This window comes from Clostridium sp. AF19-22AC, from assembly GCF_003479085.1.
GTDB lineage: Bacteria > Bacillota > Clostridia > Lachnospirales > Lachnospiraceae > Faecalicatena_A > Faecalicatena_A orotica.
Window position 1 is genome coordinate 14,427 of record NZ_QUGN01000038.1, and the last position, 19,518, is coordinate 33,944.

At 47.4% G+C, this 19,518-nt stretch carries 16 protein-coding genes; 12 read left to right on the plus strand and 4 right to left on the minus strand.

Annotated elements, in window-relative coordinates; translation table 11 throughout:
* Positions 1 to 291 precede the first annotated feature (291 nt).
* Genes DWX43_RS25665 through DWX43_RS25685 form a run of 5 tightly spaced genes read left to right on the plus strand, consistent with a single transcriptional unit; the run spans position 292 to position 5,316 of the window.
* Positions 292 to 786, plus strand: a complete 495-nt coding sequence (locus DWX43_RS25665) for an NAD(P)H-dependent oxidoreductase subunit E (RefSeq protein WP_109733795.1) — start codon at positions 292 to 294, stop codon at positions 784 to 786.
* 4 nt (positions 787 to 790) lie between these two features.
* Positions 791 to 1,351: an ATP-binding protein gene (locus tag DWX43_RS25670; protein WP_109733796.1), complete on the plus strand. Its 561-nt coding sequence runs from the start codon at positions 791 to 793 to the stop codon at positions 1,349 to 1,351.
* A gap of 16 nt (positions 1,352 to 1,367) precedes the next feature.
* Entirely contained in the window at positions 1,368 to 1,751 is a 384-nt protein-coding gene (locus tag DWX43_RS25675) for a (2Fe-2S) ferredoxin domain-containing protein (protein WP_109733797.1), read from the plus strand.
* An 18-nt stretch (positions 1,752 to 1,769) separates the two neighbouring features.
* A complete protein-coding gene (nuoF, locus tag DWX43_RS25680; protein WP_109733798.1) occupies positions 1,770 to 3,557 on the plus strand; it encodes an NADH-quinone oxidoreductase subunit NuoF in 1,788 nt (595 codons plus the stop codon).
* Positions 3,558 to 3,573: 16 nt separating this feature from the next.
* The gene (locus tag DWX43_RS25685; RefSeq protein ID WP_118622796.1) at positions 3,574 to 5,316 is read left to right on the plus strand and encodes an NADH-dependent [FeFe] hydrogenase, group A6; all 1,743 of its coding nucleotides are present in this window, start codon (positions 3,574 to 3,576) and stop codon (positions 5,314 to 5,316) included.
* Positions 5,317 to 5,415: 99 nt separating this feature from the next.
* On the opposite strand, the gene DWX43_RS25690 is transcribed toward DWX43_RS25685, so the two are convergent.
* The gene (locus DWX43_RS25690) at positions 5,416 to 6,633 is read right to left on the minus strand and encodes an amidohydrolase family protein (RefSeq protein WP_118622810.1); all 1,218 of its coding nucleotides are present in this window, start codon (positions 6,631 to 6,633) and stop codon (positions 5,416 to 5,418) included.
* A gap of 291 nt (positions 6,634 to 6,924) precedes the next feature.
* Between DWX43_RS25690 and DWX43_RS25695 the strand changes: the two genes are divergently transcribed.
* The 4 genes from DWX43_RS25695 to DWX43_RS27495 all read left to right on the plus strand — a co-directional run bounded on the left by DWX43_RS25695 (position 6,925) and on the right by DWX43_RS27495 (position 11,183).
* Positions 6,925 to 8,028 carry a hypothetical protein gene (locus DWX43_RS25695; protein WP_118622798.1) on the plus strand — a complete coding sequence of 368 codons (1,104 nt, stop codon included), beginning with the start codon at positions 6,925 to 6,927 and terminating at the stop codon, positions 8,026 to 8,028.
* Positions 8,029 to 8,121: 93 nt separating this feature from the next.
* Positions 8,122 to 9,834, plus strand: coding sequence for a [Fe-Fe] hydrogenase large subunit C-terminal domain-containing protein (locus DWX43_RS25700; RefSeq protein WP_109733801.1), 1,713 nt, complete (start codon positions 8,122 to 8,124; stop codon positions 9,832 to 9,834).
* A gap of 1 nt (position 9,835) precedes the next feature.
* The gene (locus DWX43_RS25705; RefSeq protein ID WP_118622800.1) at positions 9,836 to 11,011 is read left to right on the plus strand and encodes a SpoIIE family protein phosphatase; all 1,176 of its coding nucleotides are present in this window, start codon (positions 9,836 to 9,838) and stop codon (positions 11,009 to 11,011) included.
* Between the two features lie 85 nt (positions 11,012 to 11,096).
* Positions 11,097 to 11,183: a putative holin-like toxin gene (locus DWX43_RS27495; RefSeq protein ID WP_279220820.1), complete on the plus strand. Its 87-nt coding sequence runs from the start codon at positions 11,097 to 11,099 to the stop codon at positions 11,181 to 11,183.
* A gap of 87 nt (positions 11,184 to 11,270) precedes the next feature.
* Here DWX43_RS27495 and DWX43_RS25710 read toward each other — a convergent pair whose 3' ends face one another.
* Genes DWX43_RS25710 through DWX43_RS25720 form a run of 3 tightly spaced genes read right to left on the minus strand, consistent with a single transcriptional unit; the run spans position 11,271 to position 14,603 of the window.
* Positions 11,271 to 13,355 carry a DUF6449 domain-containing protein gene (locus DWX43_RS25710; protein ID WP_118622802.1) on the minus strand — a complete coding sequence of 695 codons (2,085 nt, stop codon included), beginning with the start codon at positions 13,353 to 13,355 and terminating at the stop codon, positions 11,271 to 11,273.
* On the minus strand, positions 13,330 to 14,232 hold the full coding sequence (locus tag DWX43_RS25715) for an ABC transporter ATP-binding protein (RefSeq protein ID WP_118622804.1): 903 nt from the start codon (positions 14,230 to 14,232) through the stop codon (positions 13,330 to 13,332). The genes DWX43_RS25710 and DWX43_RS25715 overlap by 26 nt, the downstream gene beginning before the upstream one ends.
* Positions 14,229 to 14,603: a GntR family transcriptional regulator gene (locus tag DWX43_RS25720; protein WP_118622806.1), complete on the minus strand. Its 375-nt coding sequence runs from the start codon at positions 14,601 to 14,603 to the stop codon at positions 14,229 to 14,231. Before DWX43_RS25720 ends, DWX43_RS25715 begins: the two co-directional genes overlap by 4 nt.
* 249 nt (positions 14,604 to 14,852) lie before the next feature.
* Here DWX43_RS25720 and DWX43_RS25725 point away from each other — a divergent pair, with 249 nt between their 5' ends.
* From DWX43_RS25725 to DWX43_RS25735, 3 genes are read left to right on the plus strand one after another with little or no spacing between them, the layout of a single operon-like run.
* Positions 14,853 to 15,326, plus strand: coding sequence for an NAD(P)H-dependent oxidoreductase subunit E (locus DWX43_RS25725; RefSeq protein WP_109733806.1), 474 nt, complete (start codon positions 14,853 to 14,855; stop codon positions 15,324 to 15,326).
* Positions 15,327 to 15,328: 2 nt separating this feature from the next.
* Positions 15,329 to 17,215, plus strand: coding sequence for an NADH-quinone oxidoreductase subunit NuoF (gene nuoF / locus DWX43_RS25730; RefSeq protein ID WP_109733807.1), 1,887 nt, complete (start codon positions 15,329 to 15,331; stop codon positions 17,213 to 17,215).
* A 12-nt stretch (positions 17,216 to 17,227) separates the two neighbouring features.
* Complete coding sequence (locus DWX43_RS25735) at positions 17,228 to 18,925, plus strand: [FeFe] hydrogenase, group A (RefSeq protein WP_118622808.1); 1,698 nt, start codon at positions 17,228 to 17,230, stop codon at positions 18,923 to 18,925.
* Positions 18,926 to 19,518 lie beyond the last annotated feature (593 nt).

Here is a 19,518-nt window from a genome sequence, read left to right on the forward strand (position 1 = left end):
TTGTTTCCTTTTGTCTTCCGGGGCCGGTTATGAATCCGGAATGACATATCAGTTGTGAATTCAGTATAGCATTTGTGCCTGCAAAATGCAATGTCAGACCTTGTGCCAAATGCATATGAAATGGCGTAAAAAGCGGAAAAGAATGAAAATAATTTAACAATATACAGAAACTAAATGAGAATTGCTATCAGCAGAAACGACAAAAAGATGAAGAAATAGTGCTGGAATTTTGTAATATATTATGATATGATGAACCTAAATATAGTCCAAAAAAGAAATGGAGGTTAAGCGATGCTCGCAAAGAAAGAGACCGTTCCGTTCTCAGGAACTAAGGAACAAGAAGAATCATTATTGAAAGTGATTTCTGAGCTGAAAGATGAAAAAGGTGCTTTGATGCCGATTCTTCAGAAGGCTCAGGATATCTACGGATACCTTCCCATAGAGGTACAGACAATCATTTCTAATGAAACAGGGATTCCTCTGGAAAAGATTTATGGGGTAGCTACATTCTATTCACAGTTCACATTAAGTCCCAAGGGAAAATATCAGATTTCCGTCTGTCTTGGAACCGCCTGCTATGTTAAAGGGTCGGGTGACATTTATAATGCACTGATGGAAAAACTTGGGATTGTCGGCGGGGAATGTACACCTGACGGGAAGTTTTCATTAGACGCATGCCGCTGTGTAGGTGCATGCGGACTGGCGCCGGTTATGATGATCAATGGCGAAGTATACGGACGCCTTACCGTGGATGATATTGATGACATTTTAGCAAAATACGAATAAGCCTATGATGCCGGAAATATCACTGAACATATTGGATGTAGCAGAGAATTCTGTGCGTGCAGGAGCATCACTTATTGAAATAAGGGTTTTTGTACAGACAGAAGAAGATACTCTGACCGTCACCATTCAAGATGACGGATGCGGAATGTCACGAGAGCAGACAGAAAAGGTGCAGGACCCATTTTACACGACTAGGACTACGAGAAGAGTAGGTTTGGGAGTGCCTTTTTTCAAACAGGCTGCAGAAAGTGCAGGAGGAAGCTTTTCCATTATGTCAGAACTGGGTAAAGGGACAGTTGTAAAAGCAGTTTTTCAATTATCACATATTGACAGAATGCCGCTCGGGGACATTAGTTCCACAATACATACGCTGGTAGTCTTTAATGAGCAGATCCGTTTTATCTATACTTACAGGTATAATGAGAACGAATTTGTTCTGGACACTCAGGAGCTTAAGGAGATACTGGGTGGGGAGATATCCTTCCAGGACCTGGAGGTTTCCAGATTTATTAAGGAATTTCTGGAGTCCAATAAGGCAGAGGCGGACCAGGGAGCGGATATATAATATTAGGAGGAAATTTATGAAATCTCTTGAAGAATTACGTGCAATCAGAGAAAAGATGCAGGGTAAAGTCGGCATCCGCGGAGAGAGTGAGGACCAGATCAGGGTTGTCGTTGGAATGGCAACATGTGGGATCGCAAGCGGTGCAAGACCTGTACTTACAGCACTTTCAGATGCTGTCCAGGAGCAGGGACTTACGAATATCAGTGTTACACAGACCGGGTGCATCGGGCTGTGCCAGTATGAGCCGATCGTTGAGGTACTCGAACCCGGCAAGGAGAAAGTAACATATGTGAAGATGACTCCTGAAAAAGCGATGGAAGTCCTGAGGATGCATCTGCTGGATGGCCAGGTGGTGACAAAATATACATTAGGTGCGGCTCAGAAGAACGCTGAAAAATAATAAAGGAGGCTAATGATTATGTATCGTTCACATGTTTTGGTTTGTGGTGGAACAGGCTGTACTTCTTCCGGAAGCCAGAGAATTATAGAGAGACTTGAAAAAGAAATCAAAGCCCAGGGTCTGGAGGAAGAAGTCGGTGTTGTAAAGACAGGGTGCTTCGGCCTGTGTGCATTGGGACCGATTATGATCGTATACCCGGAAGGATCCTTCTATTCAATGGTACAGGAAGATGATATTCCGGAGATCGTATCAGAGCATCTGCTCAAAGGAAGGGTTGTTACCCGCCTTCTTTACGATGAGACAACAAAGTCAGAAGATATCCTGCCGCTGAATGAGACCAACTTCTATAAGAAGCAGAAGAGGGTTGCCTTACGCAACTGCGGTGTCATTAATCCGGAGAATATTGAGGAATACATAGGGACCGGCGGCTATGAGGCGCTGGGAACCGTCCTGACACAGAAGACTCCGGAAGACGTAATCCAGATCCTTCTGGACAGCGGCTTAAGGGGAAGGGGCGGTGCAGGATTCCCGACCGGCCTGAAATGGAAATTTGCGGCTGCAAATGATGCGGACCAGAAGTATGTCTGCTGTAATGCCGATGAAGGTGACCCGGGAGCATTCATGGACCGCTCCGTACTCGAAGGGGACCCACATGTTGTTCTCGAAGCAATGACGATCGCGGGTTATGCAATCGGTGCTTCACAGGGATACATCTATGTGCGTGCAGAGTATCCAATCGCTGTAAAACGTCTGGAGATCGCGATCGGACAGGCAAGAGAATACGGACTGCTTGGCAAAGATATATTTGGAAGCGGATTTAATTTTGATATTGAACTCAGACTTGGTGCAGGTGCATTTGTCTGTGGTGAGGAGACTGCCCTCATGACATCTATTGAAGGCAGCAGGGGCGAGCCGCGTCCGCGTCCTCCGTTCCCGGCACTCAAAGGGCTGTTCCAGAAGCCTACGATTCTGAATAACGTTGAGACACTGGCGAATATCCCGCAGATCATTGTGAACGGACCGGAATGGTTCGCATCAATGGGAACCGAGAAATCAAAGGGAACAAAAGTTTTTGCCCTCGGAGGCAAGATCAATAATACAGGACTCGTTGAGATTCCGATGGGAACAACTCTGCGTGAGATCGTAGAAGAGATCGGTGGCGGTGTCCCGAATGGCAAGAAGTTCAAAGCGGCACAGACAGGTGGTCCTTCAGGCGGATGTATTCCGGCAGAACACTTCGATGTTCCGATTGACTATGACAACCTGATTGCGATCGGTTCTATGATGGGGTCCGGCGGTCTGATTGTCATGGATGAAGACAACTGTATGGTTGATATCGCGAAGTTCTTCCTTGAATTTACGGTAGATGAATCCTGTGGAAAGTGTACACCGTGCCGTGTTGGTACAAGACGTATGCTGGAGATTCTGGATAAGATCACAAAAGGCCAGGGAACAATGGAAGATCTGGATAAACTGGAAGAGCTGTGTAACCATCTGAAGACAAATTCGCTCTGCGCATTGGGACAGACGGCTCCGAACCCGGTAATTTCCACTCTCAAATACTTCAGAGAAGAGTATATTGCACACATCGTTGACAAGAGATGTCCGGCAGGCGTATGTAAGTCACTGCTTCAGTACAAGATTGATGCGGATAAGTGTAAAGGCTGTACATTATGTGCAAGGACATGTCCGGCAGATGCAATTACCGGCAGCGTAAAAGAACCGCATATGATCAATCCTGAGAAGTGCGTGAAGTGCGGCGCTTGTATGGAAAAATGCCGTTTTGGTGCAATTTACAAAGAGTAATGGAGGGTAGAAGAATATGGAGAATGTGAATATTAAAATCAATGGCTTGAATGTCAGCGCACCGGCAGGTTCTACTATCCTGGAAGCAGCACGTCTGGCAGGGATCAAGATCCCTACACTCTGTTTCTTAAAGGACATCAATGAGATTGGTGCCTGCCGTATGTGTATTGTAGAAGTAAAAGGAGCAAGGAATCTGGTTGCGGCTTGTGTACACCCGATCAATGAAGGCATGGAAGTACTGACGAATACACCGCAGCTGATCGAGTCCAGAAAACGTACACTGGAACTGATCCTTTCTAATCATGAGAAGAAGTGCCTTTCCTGTGTCAGAAGCGGGAAGTGTGAGCTTCAGGAACTCTGCCAGGAACTGGGGGTAGAAGATGAGGACCATTTTGCGGGTGAATCTCCGCACTATGAGCTGGATGACAGCGCACCGCATATGATCCGTGACAATAACAAATGTATCCTTTGCCGCCGCTGTTCGGCAGTCTGTGAAAAAGTGCAGGCAGTAGGCGTAATCGGACCAAACAACCGTGGATTTGAGACATTTATCGGCTCCGCTTTTGATATGGGGCTGGGAGACACAAGCTGTGTATCCTGCGGCCAGTGTATTGCAGCATGTCCGACAGGTGCCTTATATGAGAAAGATTTTGTTGATGATGTTCTCGCAGCAATCGCAGACCCGACAAAGCATGTTGTTGTTCAGCCGGCTCCGTCTGTAAGGGCGGCACTTGGGGAAGAATTCGGATATCCGATGGGAACAGACGTGGAGGGCAAGATGGCAGCAGCCCTGCGCAGAATCGGATTTGACAAGGTATTTGATACAGATTTCAGTGCGGACCTTACGATCATGGAGGAAGCAAACGAATTCCTCGGACGTGTCCAGAACGGCGGGGTACTGCCGATGATGACCTCCTGTTCACCGGGATGGATCAAATACTGCGAACACTATTATCCGGACCTGCTGGATCATCTGTCAAGCTGTAAATCACCCCAGCAGATGTTTGGTGCGATCACGAAGACATATTATGCAGAGAAGATGGGGATTGACCCGAAAGATATTGTATGTGTCAGCGTAATGCCATGTACGGCAAAGAAATTTGAGATCGGTCGTGATGACCAGAATGCAGCCGGTGTTCCGGATGTGGATATTTCTATCACTACGAGAGAGCTTGCACGCCTGATCCGTAAGGTAGGCATTGATTTCAGAGTTCTGCCGGATGAAGGTTTTGATGACCCGTTAGGAGAGTCTACAGGGGCAGCCGTGATTTTCGGTGCGACTGGCGGTGTTATGGAAGCGGCTCTTCGTACAGCAGTTGAGAAGCTGACAGGGGAAGAACTGGCAAATGTAGAATTTACAGATGTGCGTGGTACGGAAGGTATCAAAGAGGCCGTTTACCATGTCGCAGGAATGGATGTCAAGGTAGCGGTTGCGTCCGGATTATCCAATGCAAAGGTACTGATGGATAAGATCCGTGCAGGGGAAGCAGATTATCACTTCATTGAGATCATGTGCTGCCCGGGAGGCTGCGTAAACGGAGGCGGACAGCCTCAGGTACACGCTGATGTGCGTAATTTCGAGGATGTTCGTGCAATCCGTGCAAAAGTACTGTATGATAACGATTCAGCAAAGACACTGCGCAAGTCACACGACAACCCGTCAATCAAGAAAGTATACGAAGAATACTTAGGAGAGCCGGGAAGCGAGAAAGCACACCATATCTTACATACAAGCTACGTGAAACGCAGCATCAATTAAAAAAACCATAAATAAAGCAGCCGGAACCTTTTCAACAAGTTCCGGCTGCTTTATTCCCGTGAATTTGACTATATGTAAAGACCAATCCTGTTAGCTTTTTTAAACGTATCTTGTTCCCTGTTCATAAACCTTTTTCCCGCCGAGGAATACAGTATTTGTTTGAAATACGCAATTAATGTCAGCGCTCAAATCTCCGTCAACCACTGTAATATCAGCAAGAAGTCCTTCTTTAATCATTCCAAGTTCATCTTCCCTGCCCAGAACCTTTGCCGGGTTTGCTGTTGCAGTCTGGATAGCCTGTACCGGTGTGATGCCGTATTTCACCATGTAAGTCAGTTCCTGCTGTACAGGAAGGACCGGGGCACCGTACATGACCATATCACTTCCCGTGCAGACTGTTACGCCGGTATCATAAAGCTTTTTAAAATTATCGCGGTAAGATTCATAGGCAGGCTCGTAGAAAGCATAATCCCTCTGTTCTTTCGCAGCAACCGGGTCACTGAATACGTCTGCATTTCCTTCTTCTATATTTTTTTTACATACTTCATAAAGATATGTATATGCGAAGATTGTAGGTGTCCAGGAGATTCCTTTTTCCTTCATCTGCTGTGCCTGCTCGACAGTCAGAAATGTGCCGTGCTCGATCGTATCGAATCCGGCATCGATACACATTTGTATGGAAGGATGTGTTCCGGCGTGAACGACACATTTGATACCTCTTCTGTGGCACTCATCTGCGGCGGCATCCAGTTCCTCCTGTGTATATTCCGGGATGTGGGAACGGTGGCTGGTCAGTACCTTAACCCATTCGGCCCCGTCTCTGACCTGCTTTCGGATCTCAGCACGAATCGCCCAGGGTCCGTCGACCTGAATCACTTCATCCCAGCAGTGCCCGCCTGTCATACACATGCCCGCATCTACGTGCGTGATTCTCGGAATTGTAATAAAACCTTTCTCTTCAGACATTTTCAATGTCCTGCAGACACCATGCGGTGAATAGCAGTCTCTTACGCTTGTGATGCCTTTTGTAAAAGCCGCCTGTGCATGCTGAAGTGCATACATCATAATCATCTGGTCATTGTAATTAAAGCTGTCGGGCTGGCTGTACCAATATCCAAGGTGGCAGTGCATATCGCACATGCCCGGAATAATTGTTGCATCCCCATAATCATTGAATGTTTCCTGCGGATAGGCGGCGGCAACCTCTTCCCTGCTTCCTACCTTTTCAATAATCCCCTTTTCATTGATTCTGACAGCGCTGTCCCTTAAGACTGTTGAGCCATCCCCTGTAATGATTGTCTTTGCACTAATAATCATATTCTGTCCTTTCCCCATATCTGCTATGGATGCATATTGAGCTTATTGTACTAGACTATAGTCTAATAGTCTATTCACGTATTCCCCAAAAATGCACCAGTAATTTTGTGCATAAATACCGTTAATGCCCAGACCATGCCGTGCACCCTGCTGGATGTGAATAATAACTAAGTACCAGGAATCAGGTTAGAAACGAGCCCGCTTTTCGTTGATGAAACCAATAAAATAAGTTATAATTATTAACAGCAGAAAAAGGTTGGAATAGGACAATACAACAGGGGGAGTTTCAAGATGAAGAAAAAATTAATAAGCGGATTTCTTGCAGTAGTCATGGTTACGGGAGCCTTTTTATCCGGTTGCAGCACTGCACCGAAAAGGGACCCGGAAGAAGGGGTGAAAAAGGCTGTGCTGGATTCTCTGAAACGGGAACCCGTGGATTTCTCAGAGCTTCTGGAGAAAGGGATAAAAGAGACGGAGGATGTGTGTGATTTTACCCTCACCTTTCCGGAGGAATTAAAATCCCCTTATCTGGATTTCCTTGCCGAAGCTTATTCAGAAGTGGAGTTTCAGGTTACCTCGATTGATGAAAAGGATGGCAGCTACACGGCCAGGGTATCCTATGAGCCAATTGACCTTGAGGCCTCTCTGGAAGAAGTAAATGCAGCTTATGTGGAGGCTATGTCAGATACAGACCTTACACAATCCGTGTCTGCACTTCTTGAGGAGGATAAGAAAGCCCTGAAGGATCATATCATCAACCTGGACGGCAGGGTATTGGATTTCACTGTAGTAGAGAAGGATGGCTCCTACAATGTGTCAGAAGAGGAGATAAAGAAGGCCTTGTCCAGAGCCGTGGACGGTTATATGAAACCATATGAGGATGTATGCAGTGTGCTGGATTTGTGGGACTTTTTTCAGGCATATCTGGATGCCTCATTAAAAGGGGAATTCACCCAGTTTATGAAACATTCAGGAAAGACACAGGAAGAGGCACAGGTGTGGTATGAGTCGGGCGGCGCATTTGATCCCCCGGATGATCTCTCACAGCCATATCGTGAGCGGTGCAGCGCAGCCGTGAAAAATATTGTAAAACAGTGCAGCTATTCCGTCGGAATACCGAAGCAGAACGGGATCATGGACTTTACAGTTGAAGTTGTTATAACTCCGAACAATAGTCTGACAGCTGCGTGGAATGAGTTCCAGAACGGCACCTATTATGATATAGATTCGGCAAGTGCGGCATTTGTCGGGATTCTTGAAAAGTATGCGGCTGCCCCGGCTTTGGGTGAAGAAACAATATTCAAAGCAGAGGTTAATGCATCGTCTTTTACGTCGGTGGATGAGTCCTCTGATGTGTACAGGCTTGTTAATGCAATCTGCCCTGTCCCGGATTAAGATGTCTGCAGCAGCGGTTCTGCCGGTAATTTGTAACAATAAATAGGAATTGAAAGTCCAGAAAATCTTGTTAAGCAGGAGGAAGAGAAAGTCATGAGAGTCATTGATTTTAAGGATGCAAAATGCAGACACTGTTATAAGTGTGTGCGCTATTGCATGGTAAAGGCGATTTCGGTACAGAATGAGCAGGCACATATTTTGAAGGACCACTGTATTAACTGTGGCCGCTGCATGGAGATCTGCCCGCAGAATGCGAAGACGTTTGCCAGTGACATGGACCGGGTGAAAGGATACTTAAGACAGGGGTTTAAGACCATCATCTCGATTGCCCCGTCTTATCTCGGCGTACTGGAGTTTGACCGTCCCGGTCAGGTGGTGGATGCGCTGCAAAGACTCGGTTTTGCCGAGGTTCGTGAGACTGCCGAGGGGGCGGCGATGGTTACGGATGAGTACAAGAAGATCATTCGCGAAAAGAAGATGCCGAATATCATCACGACCTGCTGTCCAAGCGTCAATGATCTGGTTGAAAAGTATTATCCGGACTGTGTGGACCTGCTGGCACCGGTCGTTTCCCCGATGGTGGCGCACGGGCGTTATATTAAAAAGGTATATGGGGACGATGTGAAGGTCGTATTTCTGGGGCCGTGCATTGCCAAGAAGCAGGAGGCAATCGGGGATGAGAGGGTATTTGGTGCGATTGATGCCATCCTGACATTTGAAGAGCTTGCTATCTGGCTGGAAGAGGCCGGAATCAATATCCATGACTGTGAAGACCGGCCGATGGGGAATCCGGACCCGAAGGTCAACCGCCTGTATCCGATCAGCGGCGGTGTGATACAGTCTGTCGTAGCTGAGGAAGAGGCAGATACATACCACAAGGTTTACGTGGACGGCCTGTCAAACTGCATGGAAATGCTGGAATGTCTTCAGAGAGGCGAGCTGGACCACTGCTTTATCGAGGCAAATGTCTGTGAGGGAGGCTGTGCAAAAGGGCCGGCATCCGCCAGATGGAACACCTCCTATGTAAAGGCAAAGATAAAGATTGAAAACGAGGTATCCCACAAAGCGGCGCGGAATCTTCCGGACATGAGTACAGAGGAACTGTACAAACAATTTGAGGATAACAGGCTTAAGGACCCTGTACCTACAGAGGAAGAAATCCGGGAGGTGCTGAAATCCACGGGGAAATATTCCGTGGAGGATGAACTCAATTGTGGCGCGTGCGGGTACCCGACCTGCCGCGATAAAGCGATTGCGGTCTGCCAGAACAAGGCGGAACTGTCCATGTGCATGCCATATGCACTAACACAGGCCGAGTCCATGTCTAACGTCGTGATGGACGTTACACCGAATATGATCTTCATCATAGACAGCACCTTAAGAATCCGTGAATGCAATAAAAAGGCACAGGACCTGCTTGGTGTGGGCAGGGATGAGGCCGTGCAGCGATATATTTTTGAGTTTATCGTGGCTGACGATATTGAGGAAACCCTGCGGACCAAAGAGCCCGTGATCCATAAGAAAATCCAGCTGGAACATGGCAGGATGACTGCGGAGGAGACGATTGTATATATCGAAAATCTGGATTCAGTCCTTGTTACTTTCCAGGATATTACGAGGGAAGAAAAGATTAAAGAACAGCATTACAACCTGAAGGTAGAAACAGTGGAGATGGCCCAGAAGGTCATAGAAAAGCAGATGATGGTTGCACAGGAGATTGCGGGCCTGCTCGGAGAGACGACAGCTGAGACGAAGGTAACCCTGACAAAGCTTCGGGATTCTATCCTCAATGAAGGGGAGGAATAGTATGAGCGTTAGTATTGATGTGGCTTGGAAGAGCCTGAACAAGCACCACGAAGAATTATGCGGTGATAAGGTGGAGATATTAAAGACCGAAGATTCCGACATTGTGATTCTTGCGGACGGGATGGGAAGCGGTGTGAAAGCGAACATTCTGGCGACACTGACCTCCAAGATTTTAGGGACGATGCTGTTTGAAGGTGCCGGGATTGAATCCTGCGTGGAGACGATAGCGAAGACGCTTCCGATCTGTCAGGTCAGGAAGGTGGCATATGCAACCTTCAGTATCCTGCAGATTTTCCATAATGGGGAGGCCTATCTGGTGGAATTTGACAACCCGGACTGCGTCTTTGTGCGGGATCAGAAGATCGTAAAATACCCGTATGAAGAGCGGGTTATAGAAGGAAAGAAAATTCACGAGTACCGGTTTCAGGTCAGGCAGAATGACTGCTTTGTACTGATGAGCGACGGCGTGATTTATGCGGGGGCCGGGGAAATATTGAATCTACAAGGCTGGACGTGGGAGAGCATGGCCGAGTATACACTGCAGTGTACGAAGAAGACGCTGTCGGCTTCCAGACTCGCAGCTCTTTTGAGTCAGGCATGTGACGACCTGTATGTACAGAAACCGGGCGACGACACCACGGTAGCCGTAGCAAGAGTCATCGAGCGGAGAGTGGTGAATATCTTTACAGGGCCGCCGAAGAGCAAGGATGAAGATGAAAAGCTGATGCATGAGTTCATGCATATGGAAGGGAAAAAAGTCGTATCCGGCGGTACAAGCGCCAATATCGCAGCCCGTGTGCTCCACAAAGAGATTGTTACCAAAATAGACCGCAGCGATCCGTCCGTTCCCCCGATGGCGTCCATCGCCGGACTGGATCTGGTAACCGAAGGCGTGCTGACCCTCGGAAAGACGTTAAAGCTTTTGAAACGATATATCAATGATGAGTTTGACGTCGAATTCTTTGACGAGCTGGATGCTAACAACGGTGCATCTAAGCTGGCAAAGCTGATTATCGAAGAGTGTACCGAGCTAAACCTGTTTGTAGGCACGGCGGTTAATGAGGCACATCAGGACCAGGAACTTGGATTCGACCTGAGTGTACGGATGAACCTGATTGAACAACTGATCCATGCGGCTGAAAAAATGGGAAAGAGAGTTACGGTAAAGTATTATTAAACAAATTTTATAAGAAAACGGATGAAGGATGCTTTGTAGAGAATAAGGCGTTGCAGAACTTATCTGTTAAAAGTATATTGAGAATATATTTCAGGTACTTACATTATTGTTTGTTGCCGGAGGCTTCCTCCTCGCATTACTTACCTATATAGATAGGCACAATAAGAAATAATTTCTTAAAAAAAGCCTACCCTGTCCTGACCAACAGAGTAGGCGCATCCTTGATTAGGATGTAAACAATACTTGAGGTTCCACCTTGTTACCGTGCCTCAGGAATGATGTATACATTAGGATAAGCCTGTCCTGCTAATATGATTTCTACAGATCCGGCGGCAGTCTGTCTGCTGCCGAGGATTCCGGAACATTCGTCGTAGTCTATTTTTTTCAGTATCTGTCCGATTTTAGCGGGGTCTGTGATGGTGATTCCTGCGCCGGATGTGTACTCTTTGATATAAGCTTTTGCATCCAGATCATCCTGACCGTCGATATTCGGGTAGTATGTGATAGAAGTTACATCTTCCGTGGCTATTTTCTCCCGAAGGGTAATTCCATAATCATGCAGCAGTTTTAATGTGCCTGTATATGATTTATAAATATAGAACTGTCCGAGCTGTGCGGTTTTTTCACCCGCATAGATGTCCTGTTCCAGGTATGTGTTTGAAATCTCCAGAACCAGTTCGCCCAGGGGGGATTCATATTGCAGATCGGCAATATCTGCTGCCAGAACGTCTTTTTCATATGCCTCGAGAAGCTCATTCTGCTGTTCACGGCTGAGCGGGAGGGACATGGGCTGGTAATAGAGGTCCTGCACGGAAACCTTTAACACATCATCTTTATCGAGATGGAAGACAGGAAACAGTTCTCTCCGGTAATCCTTATTTTCACACAGCTTTGATAATGTATTCAACAGTCCGGTGCGGTCGACGGCATATCTCCGGTAAATATCTCTTCCGTTTTTCATACCATACCTTACAGAGATACTTAAATAATTGTAGGAGGAAGATTCATAATCCACTGTCTGGGGCGTAATCTTGTCCTGTACATTCTGGATACCGTCTTTCGCCAGCTGGTAAAGCGGCGCATAATCGGTAAAGGCGGCGTTTTTGGCAGTAAGCTGGTCGTAGGAGAGAGAGTAGATGTTTTCGGGGTAAGTGAAATAGCCCGAAAACAAGTCTGCATAAACAGACATATTGTCAAGTCTGCGCTCCGGCGGCAGGTAAGAGTCATAGCCAAACAAATCGAACTGCAGAATACAGAGAATGACGATGACTGCGCCGACAGAGATTCCCGAAGAGGCCTTCCCAGAAAGAAGTTTCGCGAGATCTCTGTGATAAATAAATTCGATGAGCATACACAAAAGGACAGCGGCCAGTATACTGGTAATTATGAGCCACCTTACACTGCCATAAAATTTCAGGGAAATGATGAACATGCCCAGAAACAGCGAGGTGGGAACCGTTATCAAAACCTTAATCACCGGTGCAGAAGACCGGAATGCAAGGGCATTCTCAGCGGCCTCGGCAGGGTAATGCCGGTATACGAAAAGTGCGGCGCCGAGAAACAGAAGGGCAGTTATGACCGAACAGATGATCAGGGCGGGGGATGAGGGTGACGCTGTGGAGACCCTCAATACTTTCGTATACAGCAATGCAGGGGACGAATAAGACTGTAGTTTGTCTATAAAACCTGTAGGCATTCCATTATACCATGTTGCGAAAAACTGATCGGACAATCCATCGAACAATGAAAGTATAACAGTGCCGTAAACTAAAAGGACCAGTGATGCCAGAATGCCTGTGACGATCCGTCCTGTCAGGAACATGGCCAGGATACTCACGTGATAGCAGATGAGAAATCCCAGAATACCCCCCAGAAGTGCGCTTACACAGAGAAGAGGGATGTTTCCGGTCATCAGCCCATTCGCATAACCAAGCAGTATGGTGCAGAGACCAAACAGGAGGTATGGCACGAGAAAGATAAGCAGTCCCCCGGCATAAGAGATCGTGAACCACTGCATCCGGCTTAACGGCATCCCATGATAGAAGTCCTGTTTTTCTCTGGAATGCAGATAAGCAAAACCGCTTACTGCACAAAGTACGGCAATTACAAGAATAAATATGGAAAGAGGTCTGCGCCCGGTCCCATTGAGCATTTGGGGAAACAGTTCGGAGATCCATTTCAGGCTCTGTCCGTCTCCGGAGCTCTGGTGTTTCATCGTATCAAGAGTGATCATCGTATAAACAGGCATCAGCAGGAAGGTAAAGACAGCGGTAAGTGCGGCGAGCCAGCCCCGGTTCCTGATGTCCGCTTCAATGAATTTAAAGTATGATATTTTTGATGTCATAGCCGGCTACCTCCGTTTCACTGATAAAGATTTCTTCAAGTGTCAGTGGCAGTACTTCTGCAAATACCGGATTCTTCCGGTTTACACATTGCAGGAGCGATTCCTTCGTTCCCCTTGCAGTAAGCAGAAGAAGGGAACCTGTCTTTTCGTACTGCAGAACTGTGAGTTCCTTTATAAGCTGCTGTTCCAGGGCTTCGTTCGGAAGTACACACTGAATTTTATGTACATGATATTTTAAATGGTCCAGCTCTTCGGTCAGAAGAAGCTTTCCGTTGTGGATGAGTCCGATGCTGTCACAGATATCCTCCAGCTCGCGGAGATTATGGGAGGCGATGACCGGAGTGAAATCCCGCTTCATAAGTTCGGATGCAAACAGGCTCTTTACGGCCTGCCTCATAACCGGGTCAAGCCCGTCAAAGGTCTCGTCACAGAGCAGATAATCTGCCCCAGTGCAGATACCAAGCAGGATGGATACCTGTTTCTTCATTCCTTTTGAAAAGGTATTCAGCTTTCTGCTGAAATCAATATTGAGCTTACTGGCGAGTGTATTAAAAAGTTTACAATCGAACCTTGGATATGCCAGAGCATAATAATCACGCATAACGGCTGCGGATGCATTTGGAAAAAAGTAAGGGGTATCTGATAAAAAACAAATCTTTTCTTTTGCAGCAGGGTTTTCCGATACGGGTATCCCGTCTGCCAGAACCTGTCCCTTATCCGGCATCAGTACTCCGGCGATCAGACGCAGCAGCGTGCTCTTGCCGGCACCGTTGCTCCCGACGAGTCCAAAGATCATGCCTTCCTTAATGGAAGCATTCATATGGTCGATTGCGTGGACATTCTGAAACGTCTTATCAAGATTCTTTAATTCAATCATGACGCCCCTCCTTCTGAATAATACTGGTCTATATAATTCCTGCATTCGTTCTGGGTGATGCCGATTTCCCTTCCATAGGCAAGCAGAGCGTCCAGATCCTGAAAAAATGCCTGCTTCTTCTCTTCAGCCAGCTTACCGGAACCTGAGACAAAATTTCCGCGCCCCTTAACCGGGTAGATATATCCCTGCTGTTCCAGCTGTGTATATGCTTTCTGGATTGTATTGGGGTTAATCGAAAGCTGCAGGGCAAGTGAGCGGACAGAAGGCATCTGGTCATCCGGTTCGAGAACACCCTTTAAAATGAGCATCTCAAACCGCTCTACAATCTGTTCATAGATGGGTATTCTGCTCTGATAATCAATGGTAATCATACCGGTCCTCCTGTTTTCTTGAGTGTATCAAGTGTACTATTTCAAATAATACACTTATGATAACATGATGTGGTTAAACTGTCAACAAAAGAAGAACTGTTTTCACTTGAAAAAAAACTGTTTTCCTATTGCTAATTAGAGGGATTTAACATATAATTATTCGTAATTGATAATTTTTTAACTATATTATACAATGGTTGATTTACAGCAGATTTTTTTGTTCTGTAAACAAAATGAAGGAGGTATCCCATGTTAGAACAGACCTACTATGATAAGGCCGATGAGATTATTGAATCGCATGGAGCCAAAGCGGCATCCCTTATCCCGATTATCCAGGACATTCAGACAGAGTATCGCTACCTGCCGCCCGAACTGCTAAGTTATGTGGCGGGAAAATTAGAGATCAGCGAAGCAAAAGCCTACAGTGTGGCAACTTTTTACGAGAACTTTTCTTTCGAACCGAAAGGAAAGTATATCATTAAAGTCTGTGACGGAACAGCCTGTCATGTCCGCAAGTCTATTCCTATTCTGGAGAGACTTTATACAGAACTGGGGCTTTCGAAGGAGAAAGCGACCACGGATGATATGATGTTTACGCTGGAGACAGTATCCTGTCTCGGGGCCTGCGGACTCGCACCGGTTCTGACGGTGAATGACAAGGTCTATCCGGCTATGACCCCGGATGCAGCTGCTGAACTGGTTCGTGAATTGAGAGGAGCTTAAAGATGGAAAGAATTGAAAACAGAGAAGCTCTCGGAAAGGTTCGTGAAACTTCCAGAGCAGAAATCGAGAAAAGTAAATGCAGAGTCCTGATCTGTGCAGGGACAGGCTGTCTGGCAGGAGGCTCAGGTGCTATTTATGACAGAATGTGCGAGCTGGTCAAAGAAAATCCGGATGTGGAGGTGCACTTCGGGCCTGAAATTGCACACGGCGACGGGGAGATCGGCATCAAGAAGAGCGGATGCCACGGTTTCTGTGAGATGGGTCCCCTCATGCGGATCGAACCGCAGGGAATCCTGTATACAAAGGTACAGGTTGAGGACTGTGAAGCGATCTTCCACAGGACAATTGAAAAAGGGGAGCCGATCCGCCATTTATTGTTTAAGCAGGATGGAATCGAATATCAGAAGCAGGAAGACATCCCATTTTATAAGAAGCAGACGAGAAATGTCCTGAAGAACTGCGGACACATTGATTCAGAGCATATCGAGGAATATTTTTCCACAGGCGGATACCAGGCGCTGGAAAAGGTACTGTTCCATATGAAACCGGAAGACGTGATTCAGGAAATTACAGAAGCAAACCTGCGCGGACGCGGGGGCGGCGGTTTCCAGACAGGGTATAAATGGTCACAGGTTGCGAGGCAGGCGGAGAAAGAACGCTACGTTGTCTGTAACGGTGATGAGGGCGACCCGGGTGCTTTTATGGACAGAAGTATCATGGAAGGCGACCCGCATAAGATGATCGAGGGTATGATGATCGCGGCATATGCTGTCGGTGCATCACAAGGGTATATCTATGTACGTGCAGAATATCCGCTGGCAATCAGCCGTCTGAAACTGGCGATTGCCCAGGCTGAAGAGTGCGGCCTGCTCGGAGACGACATTTTAGGAACCGGTTTTTCATTCCATTTACATATCAACCGCGGCGCGGGAGCTTTTGTCTGCGGTGAAGGAAGCGCATTAACTGCATCGATCGAAGGCAGCAGGGGTATGCCCCGTGTAAAACCGCCGAGAACGGTAGAACAGGGCCTGTTCGGGAAACCGACCGTATTGAATAACGTAGAGACGTTTGCTAACGTTCCGATGATTATTTCAGAAGGCGCAGAGTGGTTCAAGAGCATCGGGCCGGAGAACAGCCCGGGAACGAAAGCATTTGCCCTGACCGGAAGTGTAAAGCACACCGGATTGATCGAGGTCCCGATGGGGACGACACTGCGTGAAGTGATCTATGACATCGGTGGTGGAATCAAGGGCGACGGAGAGTTCAAGGCCGTCCAGATCGGCGGGCCGTCAGGCGGCTGCCTGATCACACCTCATCTGGATGTAAATCTGGATTTCGATTCCCTTAAAAAAATGGGGGCCATGATCGGTTCCGGAGGGCTGGTTGTCATGGATGACCGCACCTGTATGGTAGAGGTGGCGAGATTCTTTATGAATTTCACACAGAATGAAAGCTGTGGAAAATGTGTGCCATGCCGGGAAGGGACGAAGCGTATGCTTGAGATTCTGGAACGTATTGTGGCGGGCAACGGAAAACTGGAGGATCTGGACCTTCTGGAGGAACTGGCAACGACGATCACAGAGACCGCACTGTGTGGTCTGGGCAAGAGTGCGGCACTGCCGGTTGTAAGTACACTGAAGCTGTTTAGGGATGAATATGTAGAGCATGTGGTGGAGAAAAAGTGTGCGTCCCATAACTGTACGGCGCTCCGTAAATATATCATCAGTCCGGAGAGGTGCAAGGGATGTTCCAAGTGTGCAAGGAACTGTCCGGTTGGCGCGATAACCGGGCGTATCAAGGAACCATATGTCATCGACAATGAGAAATGTATCAAGTGCGGTGCCTGTGAGAGTGCGTGTGCATTTGGCGCAATACATGTGGAAGGATAGGAGGATTCGAACATGAATTATATGACAATTAACAATAGAAGGGTAGCCTTTACTAATGAAAAGAATGTTCTTTCCGTTATCCGCAAGTCAGGAATCGATCTGCCGACATTCTGCTATCATTCAGAACTTTCTACATACGGTGCATGCCGCATGTGCGTGGTAGAAGATGACAGGGGCAGGGTATTTGCGTCCTGTTCAGAGACACCGAGAGACGGGATGGTCATTTACACAAATACCCCGCGGCTCCAGCACCACAGAAAGATGATTATTGAGCTTTTACTGGCTTCCCACTGCCGTGACTGTACAACATGTGCGAAAAACGGTGTCTGTACCCTGCAGAAGCTGTCCAGACAGCTGGGTGTCATGGAGGTCCGTTTCGAAAATAATAAGAAACAGCTGCCGAAAGACATGACTTCTGAATGTATCGTCAGGGACCCGAATAAATGCATTCTCTGCGGTGACTGCGTAAGGACCTGTGGTGAAATACAGGGGCTCGGTGTTTTGGACTTTGCATTCCGCGGTTCCAAGATGCAGGTTACCCCGGCGTTTAATAAGGACCTGGCGCAGACGGACTGTGTAGGCTGTGGACAGTGCCGTGCAGTCTGTCCGACAGGTGCGATTACCATTAAGCAGAATGTAGGCGCTGTGTGGAGGGCACTGGCAGATAACAACACAAGAGTCGTAGTGCAGATCGCTCCGGCAGTCCGTGTAGCGATTGGAGATAAATTCGGAATCAAGAAGGGTGAAAATGTATTAGGACGCCTCGTTGCGGCACTGCGCCGGATTGGTTTCGATGAGATTTATGATACAAACTTTGGCGCAGACCTGACCGTTATGGAGGAATCCAAGGAACTGGTGGAACGTCTGGAATCAGGGGAGAACCTTCCGTTGTTCACATCATGCTGCCCGGCATGGGTGAAGTTCTGCGAGAAGAAGTATCCGGAATTCAGGAAGAACATTTCGACCTGCCGCTCCCCGCAGGAAATGTTCGGTGCGCTGATTAAAGAAGAGGCACGTATGAATGCCGAGAAGGATACGAGAAAGACGATGGTAATCTCCATCATGCCGTGTACGGCGAAGAAGTCGGAGATTACACGTCCGGAACACTTTACGGACGGGGAGCAGAACGTGGATTATGTACTCACGACCACAGAAGTAACCCGTATGATCCAGGAAGCCGGAATCGACCTCGCCCAGGTAAAACCAGAAGCACTGGATATGCCGTTCGGCATCGCATCCGGTGCAGGGGCAATCTTTGGAGTTACCGGCGGTGTTACCGAAGCTGTCTTAAGAAGACTTGTGAACAGCAATAAGGTAGAAGATCTGGAAGCAATCAGTTTTACCGGAGTGCGCGGCGTGGACGGAATCAAAGAAGCAAAGGTACAGTTAGGTGACCGGGAAGTCAGAATCGCAGTCGTAAACGGGCTCCAGAGCGCTTCCGAGGTTCTGGACCAGATGAAGGCAGGAGAGGTGAACTATGATTTTGTAGAGGTTATGGCATGTAAGAGAGGATGTATCGCCGGAGGCGGACAGCCCGTGCCGATTGGACCAAGAACAAAGAAAGCAAGACTGGAAGGACTCTACAAGATCGACAATCTGGCACAAATCAAACTGTCAAACCAGAATCCGATCGTCATGACAGCCTACGACGGAATCCTCAAAGGGAAAGAGCATAAACTTCTGCACAATGAGTATTCGGCTGGTGAATAAGGGGGGACGCTTGGCTGAGAATGGGAATGGCCTCATACGGATACGGGTTTTCAGGATAACTGCTCCTAAATCAAAATAAAAACCAACACGATGAACACCGCCGACAAACGCAAGAATGCCTGATGCATTCTCGCTAAGTCGGTTGATCCTCAGGACTTGAAGCCCTGAGGATCGTTCATGTGTTGGTTTTTATTTTGATCAAGGAGCACTAATCCCGAAAAGACGCATCCGTATGAGGCCATTCCCATTCTCAGCCAAGCTGGTTCATCCACCGGAGGAAAAATCATTTGCGGAAGTTTACTGTCTGTCAGTGAAGTGTAACGAGCTGTCTGAAGCCGTAGAATAAACTTAAAATGACATTACACCATAACTGAAAACTTCTTATGCCAGTTCTATTTATCCTGCGAATTGATACATTGCTGCCGCCGAACGGCGCCGTCAGGCGGAGATTTTTCTGCTGGCTGGATGAAACAGCTTCATGAAAGGGGGATGGGGAAGGGGGCCGGGGGTGGTATGTGGGAGTTCGAAATACTGAAGTGTGTTTACGGATACTAGAAAAAATGACGTCTGCAATGCAGGAAAAAATATGATTC